Origin of the sequence: Erysipelatoclostridium sp. MSK.7.34 (assembly GCF_019041935.1) — a bacterium.
Taxonomy (GTDB): Bacteria; Bacillota_I; Bacilli_A; order Erysipelotrichales; family Coprobacillaceae; genus Thomasclavelia; species Thomasclavelia ramosa.
This window is the reverse complement of record NZ_JAHPYJ010000062.1, coordinates 1-1,280: the sequence shown is the minus strand read 5'-3', so window position 1 is coordinate 1,280 and position 1,280 is coordinate 1. Positions and strand designations below refer to the sequence as shown.

The 1,280-nt window shown below is 37.6% G+C and carries 1 protein-coding gene; it reads left to right on the top strand.

Features of this window, described 5'->3' with window-relative positions; translation table 11 throughout:
• The coding region (locus tag KTF99_RS16750; RefSeq protein ID WP_217215677.1) for a PTS sugar transporter subunit IIC at positions 1-1,280 on the top strand (1,280 nt) is incomplete at both ends.

Genomic DNA, 1,280 nt, shown 5'->3' with positions numbered 1-1,280 from the left:
TATGGACAAAATGGCAGATGTCCTTGGCCGCGTTGGTGCGTGGTGTGGGCAAAATAAGTATTTATCTGCAATTAAGAATTCGTTCCAAACATTCATGCCTTTGACTATCGCAGGTGCGATCGGGGTTTTATGGTGTAACGTATTAGTTAATGCAGATTCAGGGTTAGGTATGTTCTGGGAACCTATCATGGCTTTAGAAGTAATTAACCCAGCGTTTGCAGCAATGCAATTCGCAACAATTTCTTGTATCACAGTTGGAATCACTTTTGGTATCGCTCAAGAAATCGGGGAATCAAATGGTGAAACTGGATACTTCGCAGGTTTATTAGGACTTGCTTGTTGGTTATCAGTAACTCAAAGTGGATGGGCTAACTATGCATTAGTAGACACTGCTAAACAAACATTAGAATTAACAGCTGATGGAGCATTACAAACATTTACAGGTGTTGCTGGTGGTGCTTTAGGAGCAACAGGTTTATTTACAGGGATGATCGTTGGGGTTGTTTCAGTAGAAATCTTCTGTGCATTACGTAAAGTAGAAGGATTAAAATTAAAAATGCCTGAAACAGTACCTCCAGGTGTTGCTCGTGCATTCGAAGTTTTAATTCCAGCTGTAATTACTTTAGCAATCATTGCGTTAATTGGACGTGGATGTGAATTAGCTACTGGATTATATTTAAATGACGTAATTTCAACTTATATCCAAGGACCTTTAGGTGCTATCGGTGCTACAGTTCCTGGTGTAATTATCATTTACATCATTATCATGTTATTCTGGTTAGTAGGTATTCATGGTAACAACATGTTATCTGCAGTAAAAGAAGCATTATTTACACCATTAATGTTAGAAAATATCGAAACATTCTCTAAAACAAATGATGCAAAAAGCGATGAATTACACATTTTCGCAATGGCATGGTTACAAATGTTCGGTGAATTTGGTGGTTCTGGGGTTACAATCGGTTTAGTAATCGCAATCATGATTTTCTCAAAACGTGAAGATAACCGTACAATCGCAGGTATCTCATTAGTACCAGGTTTATTCAACATCAATGAAACAGTTACATTTGGTATCCCAATGGTATTAAACCCAATCTTAGGTATTCCATTTGTATTAGCACCAATTGCTACTTTAGCAGTAGGTTATATCTTAACTGTAATTGGATTCTGTCCAAAAGCTGTAATCAATACACCTTGGACAACACCACCTATCTTACATGGTTTCTTAACTACAGGAGCTAATATCATGGGTGCTGTATCTCAAGCAATTGCAATCGTAG